Here is a 7610-nt window from a genome sequence, read left to right on the forward strand (position 1 = left end):
CGGGTGGTGTCCAGCTCGAACTCGAAGCGGTCCACCATGTCTGGTTCCACGTCGGCTACATCTACGTAAAACTGCTGATACCACCGCCGCAGTTGGTAGACCGGGCCGTCCTCCTCGACCAGCAGCGGGTTGTCGATGCGCGCCTTGTGTCGCCAGATCTGCACGTCCTGCTCGAAGCCCATCTTGACGTAGTCGCCGAGGCTGATCGCGGTCCGCATGGCCTCCTCGTCGGGCAGCGTGTCCGATTTCTTGACGATGATGCCGTATTGCAGCACAAAGGAATTCGCGTCAATCGGGTAGTGACAGTTGATCAGTATCGTCTTCTTGTCGCCCTGCTCGTAGTGGTAGGTCAGGTCGTCGATCATGAACGACGGCCCGAAATAGGACGCCACCGAGGTCGTCCCGAGCATCTTCGCGCCCTCGGTGCTGCCCATGTCGGGCCGACCCTCGCCGTTCATGTACTGCGTCGCAACATGCCCTTCGAAGATGTTCTTGAAATACGTGGGCAGCGAGCCGTGGATGTAGAAGAAGTGCGCCATGTCCACGACGTTGTCGATGATCTCCCGGCAATTGCTGCCGACGACGGTGGTGTACCAGTGCCAGTCGGTCCACTCGTCGCTGGTGGCGCCCTCGATGCGCGGGATCGTGACGTCCGATGGCGGCGGCTTGCGCTCGGGGTCGTTCCAGATGAACAACATGCCGTCCTGTTCCAGCGTGGCCCAGGTTGCGGTGCGGGCCAGCCGCGGCGTGCGCCGCGCGTACGGCACCTGCTTGCAGCGGCCGTCGCCGCCCCAGCGCCAGTCGTGGAACGGGCACGCGATCTCGTTGCCCTTGACCTCGCCCTGCGACAGATCGCCGCCCATGTGCCGGCAGTAGCCGTCGAGCACGTTGATCTTGCCGTCTCCGCTGCGGAATACCACCAGCTTCTGGCCGAAGGCGTTGACCGCATGCGGTTTGCCGTCCCCATAATCCCTGACCAGACCAAGGCAGTGCCAGCCGCGGGCGAACCGCGTCGGTGCCGCCTGCGCTTCGATCAGCCGAATTTCGTCGGCGTCGGACTGCGACCTCATAGCGCATATTCAACCCCTGTACCGCGCCGAGCGCAGCCGGCTTGTTCCACTCAACAGGATGACTCTTCCTCCGGTGCATCCCGGCGGCCTACCGTTACCAAACGTGACCGCCCGCAGCACGACGATCCCCGCCGGACTTCCGGTGGCCGACACGACCGTCGATCTGCTGGTGGTCGGGTCCGGGACCGGCATGGCCGCGGCGCTCGCCGCCCATGAACTCGGCCTGTCGGTGTTGATCGTGGAGAAGTCGTCGTATGTGGGCGGGTCCACCGCGCGGTCCGGAGGTGCACTGTGGCTGCCCGCCGGCCCAGTACTGTGCGAGGCCGGCGCCAACGACACCGCCGAGCGCGCCGCCGCCTACCTGGATTCTGTGGTCGCCGGGACGGCACCCCGTCCGCGATCGGCCGGTTTTCTGACGCATGTGTCCGCCACGGTCGACATGCTGCGCCGGACGACTCCCCTGCAATTCTTTTGGGCGCGTGACTATTCCGATTACCACCCGGAAGAGCCCGGTGGCAGTGCCGCGGGCCGCACGTGCGAGTGCCGCCCGTTCGACACATCGACTCTGGGCGAATACCGCACCCGGCTGCAGCCCGGCGTCATGGAGGCCAGCGTCCCGATACCGACGACGGGTGCCGACTATCGCTGGATGAATCTTGTGGTTCGGTTGCCGCGCAAGGGAATTCTGACATTCGCCAAGCGAATCGCACAGGGAGTGGGTGGCCGCCTGATCGGCCGGCGTTACGCGGCAGGCGGCCAGGGCCTGGCGGCCGGCCTGTTCGCGGGCGTGCTGCGCGCCGGCATCCCGGTCTGGACCGACACGGCGCTGGCGCGCCTCGTGAATGATCCGGCCGACGGCGACCGCGTGAGCGGGGCGGTCGTGGAGCACGGCGGCCGGGAGGTGACGATCACCGCACGGCGCGGGGTGGTGCTGGCCACCGGCGGTTTCGACCACAGCATGGACATGCGCTGGAAGTTCCAGTCCGAGTCGCTGGGCGCCAACCTGAGCCTGGGCGCCGCGGCCAACACCGGCGACGGGATCCGGGTGGCCCAGGAACTCGGCGCCGACATCGATTTGATGGATCAGGCCTGGTGGTTTCCGGCGATCGCGCCACTACCCGGCAAGCCGCCCACGGTGATGCTGGCCGAACGGTCGCTTCCGGGCAGCCTGATCGTGGACCAGAGCGGTCGCCGGTTCGCTAACGAGTCTGCCGATTACATGTCGTTCGGTCAGCGGTTGCTCGAGCTGGAGCGGGCGGGCAACCCGGTGGACCCGATGTGGATCGTCTTCGACCAGCAGTACCGCAACAGTTACGTCTTTGGCGCCGACCTGTTCCCGCGGATGCGCATCCCGCAGGCGTGGTACGAGGCGGGCATCGCGGTACGCGCCGCCAGCCTCGCCGAGCTAGCCGCACACATCGGTGTCGACGTGTCGGAGTTCCTGAAGACGACGACCCGTTTCAACGAAAGCGCCTGTGCCGGTCAGGATCCTGACTTCGGCAGAGGTCGCAGCGCCTACGACCGGTACTACGGCGACCCGACGATAACGCCGAACCCCAACCTGCGTCCGTTGGTCAAAGGCCCGTTCTACGCCGTGCGGATGGTGCTGTCGGATCTGGGTACCTGCGGCGGGCTGAAGGCCGACGAACGGGCCCGGGTACTGCGCGAGGATGGCGGCGCGATCGCCGGGCTGTACGCGATCGGCAACACCGCCGCCAATGCGTTCGGCACGACATACCCCGGAGCGGGTGCCACGATCGCGCAGGGGTTGGTGTACGGCTACATCGCGGCCCACGACGCGTCGGGTGCGAACAGCTAGTCAGCCGCGCGCTTGGCCTCGACCTGCTTCTCGACCTCACGCCAATAGCCCGGCTTAGGGCGGGGTTTGCCGAAACCACCCTTGCCGGCCTGCTGCAGAACGGCGTCCGCCTCGTCGATGTCCTTCATCAGCTCCAGCGCGAACTCCCGCTCGGCCGCGTAGTACTTCGCCGCCCAGCGCAACGCGATCACCGAATACGCCCAGGCGGGTTCGCCCTCGGCCCCTTCGGCATCCTCGACCGCCTTGCGATGGCGGGCATCGGCGTAGGCGATGTGCTCCTGCAGCAGTTCCTTGAGCCGAGCCGGGTTGGTGAGGTGGCCGAACGTCACCCGCAGCAGCACACTGTGTTTGAGCACCGGCGGGTCCACCGGCGCGTCGTTGACCCACTCGATGGCCGCGGCCATCCCGGCCTCGGTGATCTTGTAGAGCCGACGGCTGCGGGTTCCCTCGTCGCGCTCGACGCGCGATGTCACCAGGCCCAGGCTCTCGAGCTTCTTCAGCTCGGTGTAAATCTGGCTGTACGACGGGCTCCAATAGTAGAGGTCGACGCTCCAGTCGATCCACTTCTTGAGGTCGTAGCCGGAGATCTCCTCTTCGTAGGACATCATGCACAGCAACGCCCGACTGGTGGCGGCAAGTGCCGACTTCACCGACTTTTCGCTCGTCGGGTCCGCTTCGGAGTCCATTTCGCCAGATTAACAACGCCGGACGGTCGCTCGCGTGATTACCGACCGCTGACCGGGACACCACATTGCGGGCAGCGCCCGATGGTTCCACGCTGGACCCGATGAATCACCACGCTTCTCGCCGTGCCGCGCGGCTCATCTATCGTGGCGGCCATGGTGGATCCGATTGCCGCGATGGCTGATTCGTCGCCGAGTTACGTGGCGCTGGCCACGTCGGTGCGGCGTTTGATCGACGCGACCATCCGCACCGAGGTGGGACCCGATGCCGTCGTGTCGGCTGCGGCCCAGATCGATGGCATCACAAGCCGGCTCAGCGCGGCGCTGATGCCCGGATCGTTCGGGCAGCGTGCGGTCGAGGACGGGCAGGGCCCGGCTTCGGGCAATGTCGTCATCGGAACGCGCAACCCGTCGGCTCCCCCGCTGGTCGTGCATCACGAAAGCGACGGGTCGGTGTGGACGGAGTTCATCCTCGGCGCCGCCTACGAGGGTCCGCCCGGTCACGTGCATGGCGGAGTGGCGGCCATGATTCTGGACCATGTGCTCGGCGCCACGGCCCACAAGCCGGGGCGGCCCGCCTACACCGGAACGCTGACGCTGCGTTATCACCGCCCCACGCCGCTGCAGCGGCCGCTGCGGGCCGAGGCGTGGATCGAAAAGGCACAGGGGGTAAAGACTTTCGCCGCGGGAAAGGTCAGCGATCCCGACGGCGCGACGGTCTCCGCCGAGGGCGTTTTCATCCACCCGCGGACTTGACGCGACGCTAGTCGAACCGGAATCGGGCACGGGCCTCGGCCAGCATCCGCTCCAGCGCCCGCGCCCATTCCATGCCGGTGCCCTCCTCACCCGGGCGGGCGATCGACACCCCGGTCCTGTTGACGATGACCCAGCCGGAGTCGCCATGGCGCAGCCGGTCACGGTAGCGGGCGACCAGGGTGATGCGCGCGCGGCCTGCTTCGTCTCTCTTGACGACCAACATATCCGTTTCTGCGGTGGCGTTTTCGCCGTCGACATCGATCACCGGGTTGGAACTCCAGTGGGCTGTGGCAGGCTGCCGCAACAATTCGCCGGGTTCGGCCCAATGCGGCGGATCGCGATGGCCGAACATCTGCCGGATCGTGTCCCGCCCGGCGAACACGGTTCCGGCCACCTGCAAAGCGCCGTCTTCGGCGAACAATTCGGCCAGCCGCGCGCCGGCCTCGTCGTCGAGATACCGCATGGACCGCTCGATGAGTTCGCGTATCTCCAGCTTGTCGACCCACAGCTGCAAGTTGGTCATGGATCCCCGATCATCGCGGCGGCGGCGTAGCTCCGATCGCCACCACACTGAGCCGGCACCCGTCCGCGCCGGCGCGCCAGGCGTGATCGACACCGGTGACCACGACGCAGTCGCCGGCCGCAAGCGGGTGCACGCCGTCATCGAGGACCAGTTCGACCGAACCCGAGAGGATGATGTCGAAATCGACGGTGTCCGTGTGGTGCATGGAAAACTCTGCGCCAGGGGCGTATTCGATCATGAGCCAGTTGGTCGTACCGGCCGCGACGCCCAAATTGAGGGTGTTCGCGTTACGTCCTCCGTCAGCAATCGACGGTTCGGACGGCGTCGAATACAGGACCGAATAGACCAGACTTTGGAAACCCGGTTCCCCTTGCAGGGTGACCCGCTCGTCCCGCACGGCGCCGGATCGCCCGGAGCCGTCGACACCGGCGATCAGCAACCGCCCGCTCATCGCGGCGGCCCGGCGGGAGCAGGCCGAAATCGAGACCCGTCTTCGATGACCGTCACCGGGATGCCGTTGAGGGCGCCGTTACCGGACGGCTCGTCGATGAATGTCGGCGGGGACAGGGCGTTGGTGTTGGCGCCCGGCGAATTGTTCGCCACTGCCATGCGGGTGCCCGGCTTGCCGTGTCCCCAGCCATGCGGCATCGAGACCACGCCGGGCTTGATCGCGTCGGTGATCTCGACGGGCACCCTGATTTCGCCGGCCTCCGATTTCACCGTGACGATGTCGTCGTCGGCGATGCCGTAGCGCGCCGCATCGTCGGTGTGCATCAGCAGCGTGCACCGGTCCTTGCCCTTCATCAGGGCCGGCACGTTGTGCAGCCAGGTGTTGTTCGACCGCAGGTGTCTACGGCTCACCAGCACCAGCGGTTCGGCCGGGCGCTCCAGGCGCGCGGCCAGCCGCGGCAGGTCGTCGAGCAGATACTGCGGGGCGAGCCGGATTTTCTTGTCGGGCGTGCCGAGGATATCGGGAAGTTGCGGCACCATCGGCCCGAAGTCGATTCCGTTCGGATTGGCCTTGAGCAGGTCCAGCGTGAGCCCGCCGGGGTTTTCGCCGTACTGGTCTCCGAAGGGTCCGGTGCGCAACGTGAGATCCAGCATCCGCTCCGGGCCGCCGTGCGAGTAGAGCTTGCGGATTTCGGCACCGTCGACGCCCCGGGTGAAGGCCAGGTAGTCGAAGAAGCCGTCGTCGATGGCCGCGACGTCGACCTCCTCGGCCGGTGTGCCGGTGCACAACCCGGTCAGCCGGATCAGGATCTCCCACTCGTGCGGGCGATCCCCCGGATCGAAAACCGGGGCCGAATAATTCGCGATGCTGCGGATCGCAAAAAGCAGGATCAGGTCGTCGTGGTGCGGCTGCTCGAGCGGCGACAGCCCGGGGAGGATCACATCGGCGTGCCGCGTCGTCTCGTTCAGCCAAAGGTCAACGGAGATCATCGCTTCCAGCATCGGCAGCGCCTCGTCGAGCTTGTCACCGCCGGGCGAGGACAACACCGGATTACCCGCGACCGTGATCAGCGCCTTGAGCTGCCCGTCGCCCGGTGTGGCGATCTCCTCGACCAGGCACGACACCGGTGCCTGTCCGAGGACCTCCTTGGCGCCGCGAACCCGCGTGTGCCAGCGGCCGAATTCGGGGGCGCCGCCTTCCAGCCCGGGCAGCGGCTGCGTGGTGATCGACCAGGCCGCCGGCTTGGGGAACATCGCGCCGCCAGGGGTGTCGAAATGGCCGGTGAGAATGTTGATCACGTCGACCAGCCAGCTGGCCAGGCTGCCGAACTCCTGGTTGCACAAGCCGATTCGGCCATACACCACCGATTTCTCGGTGCCCGCCAGCTCGCGGGCCAGCCGCCGGATGCGATCCTCGTCGATACCGGTGACGGCGCTCACCCGACTCGGCGGCCAGTCCGCGGCGACCCGGCGCATGGTGTCGACACCGTCCACGTGCGGACCGGGATCGACCAGGTCCTCGTCGAACAGCGTGTGCGCGACAGCCAGCAGCAGCGCGGCGTCGGTGCCCGGGACGATCGGCAGCCACTCGTCGGCCTGCGCGGCGGTCTGAGTGCGCACCGGGTCGATCACGATCACCTTGCCGCGTTTGCGGATCTTGCTGATCAGGCCCATCACGTCGGGTGCGGCCAGCAGCGAGCCCTGCGACGCGGCGGGGTTGGCGCCCATGATGACCATCAGGTCGGTGCGTTCGATGTCGGGCACCGGAAAGTTCCACCACAACCCGTACATCAGGTGCGACGACAGGTTCTTCGGCCATTGGTCGACCGTCCCCGGCGAATAGGTGACCGGCATTCCCGACATGCCCAGCAGCACACCGGCGTAGCGGGCCAGCGAGAACGAGTGCGCCAGCGGGTTTCCGGTGTAGGCGGTGACCGCGCCGATCCCGTACTTGCGGATCACCGGGGTCAACAACTCGGTGCAGCGGCGTAACGCCGCGTCCCAGCTGACCTCCTGCCACTGCCCGTCGACTTTGATCAGCGGTCGGCGGATACGGTCCGGGTCGTCGTGCAACGCGGCCAGCGACACACCCTTCGGGCAGAGGTGTCCACGGCTCCATACGTCGTCGCGGTTGCCGCGGATGCTGGTGACTCGGTCGTTTTCGACGCGAATCTCCAAGCCGCACATGGCTTCACACAGCGGACAGGTGCGCAGATGTTTGCCGTCTTCGCGGGTTGTCACCCACCCACCTTATTCCGCTACTGCTGGTACCGGAAGCGGGCATAATGCAGGTCGCCAAGCACACCAAG

Annotated in this window: 7 protein-coding genes; 2 read left to right on the forward strand and 5 right to left on the reverse strand. The window is 66.7% G+C overall.

The window, feature by feature from the left end:
- A partial coding sequence (locus VML93_RS34145; protein WP_325617583.1) for a Rieske 2Fe-2S domain-containing protein occupies window positions 1–1070 on the reverse strand: 1070 nt, incomplete at its 3' end.
- A gap of 103 nt (window positions 1071–1173) precedes the next feature.
- Here VML93_RS34145 and VML93_RS34150 point away from each other — a divergent pair.
- The gene (locus VML93_RS34150; protein ID WP_325617585.1) at window positions 1174–2889 is read left to right on the forward strand and encodes a 3-ketosteroid-delta-1-dehydrogenase; all 1716 of its coding nucleotides are present in this window, start codon (window positions 1174–1176) and stop codon (window positions 2887–2889) included.
- Here VML93_RS34150 and VML93_RS34155 read toward each other — a convergent pair.
- The gene (locus VML93_RS34155; RefSeq protein ID WP_325617587.1) at window positions 2886–3575 is read right to left on the reverse strand and encodes a PadR family transcriptional regulator; all 690 of its coding nucleotides are present in this window, start codon (window positions 3573–3575) and stop codon (window positions 2886–2888) included. The two genes, VML93_RS34150 and VML93_RS34155, sit on opposite strands and share 4 nt — an antisense overlap.
- Before the next feature lie 153 nt (window positions 3576–3728).
- Here VML93_RS34155 and VML93_RS34160 point away from each other — a divergent pair, with 153 nt between their 5' ends.
- Window positions 3729–4328, forward strand: a complete 600-nt coding sequence (locus VML93_RS34160) for a PaaI family thioesterase (RefSeq protein ID WP_325617589.1) — start codon at window positions 3729–3731, stop codon at window positions 4326–4328.
- Window positions 4329–4335: 7 nt separating this feature from the next.
- Here the strand turns inward: VML93_RS34160 and VML93_RS34165 are convergent, their stop codons facing one another.
- Genes VML93_RS34165 through VML93_RS34175 form a run of 3 tightly spaced genes read right to left on the reverse strand, consistent with a single transcriptional unit; the run spans window position 4336 to window position 7542 of the window.
- Entirely contained in the window at window positions 4336–4851 is a 516-nt protein-coding gene (locus VML93_RS34165; RefSeq protein WP_325617591.1) for a nuclear transport factor 2 family protein, read from the reverse strand.
- A gap of 10 nt (window positions 4852–4861) precedes the next feature.
- On the reverse strand, window positions 4862–5302 hold the full coding sequence (locus VML93_RS34170) for a cupin domain-containing protein (protein ID WP_325617593.1): 441 nt from the start codon (window positions 5300–5302) through the stop codon (window positions 4862–4864).
- Window positions 5299–7542 (reverse strand): molybdopterin-dependent oxidoreductase, encoded by a 2244-nt coding sequence (locus VML93_RS34175; RefSeq protein ID WP_325617595.1) that lies wholly within the window; start codon window positions 7540–7542, stop codon window positions 5299–5301. The genes VML93_RS34170 and VML93_RS34175 overlap by 4 nt, the downstream gene beginning before the upstream one ends.
- Between the last annotated feature and the right edge of the window lie 68 nt (window positions 7543–7610).

The organism is Mycobacterium sp., assembly GCF_035499775.1.
Classification (GTDB): domain Bacteria; phylum Actinomycetota; class Actinomycetes; order Mycobacteriales; family Mycobacteriaceae; genus Mycobacterium.

Coding starts and splice junctions, on each gene's coding strand:
- VML93_RS34155 (WP_325617587.1), bottom strand. CDS start 3,575: ATGGACTCCGAAGCGGACCCGACGAGCGAAAAGTCGGTGAAGTCGGCA.
- VML93_RS34160 (WP_325617589.1), top strand. CDS start 3,729: ATGGTGGATCCGATTGCCGCGATGGCTGATTCGTCGCCGAGTTACGTG.
- VML93_RS34165 (WP_325617591.1), bottom strand. CDS start 4,851: ATGACCAACTTGCAGCTGTGGGTCGACAAGCTGGAGATACGCGAACTC.
- VML93_RS34170 (WP_325617593.1), bottom strand. CDS start 5,302: ATGAGCGGGCGGTTGCTGATCGCCGGTGTCGACGGCTCCGGGCGATCC.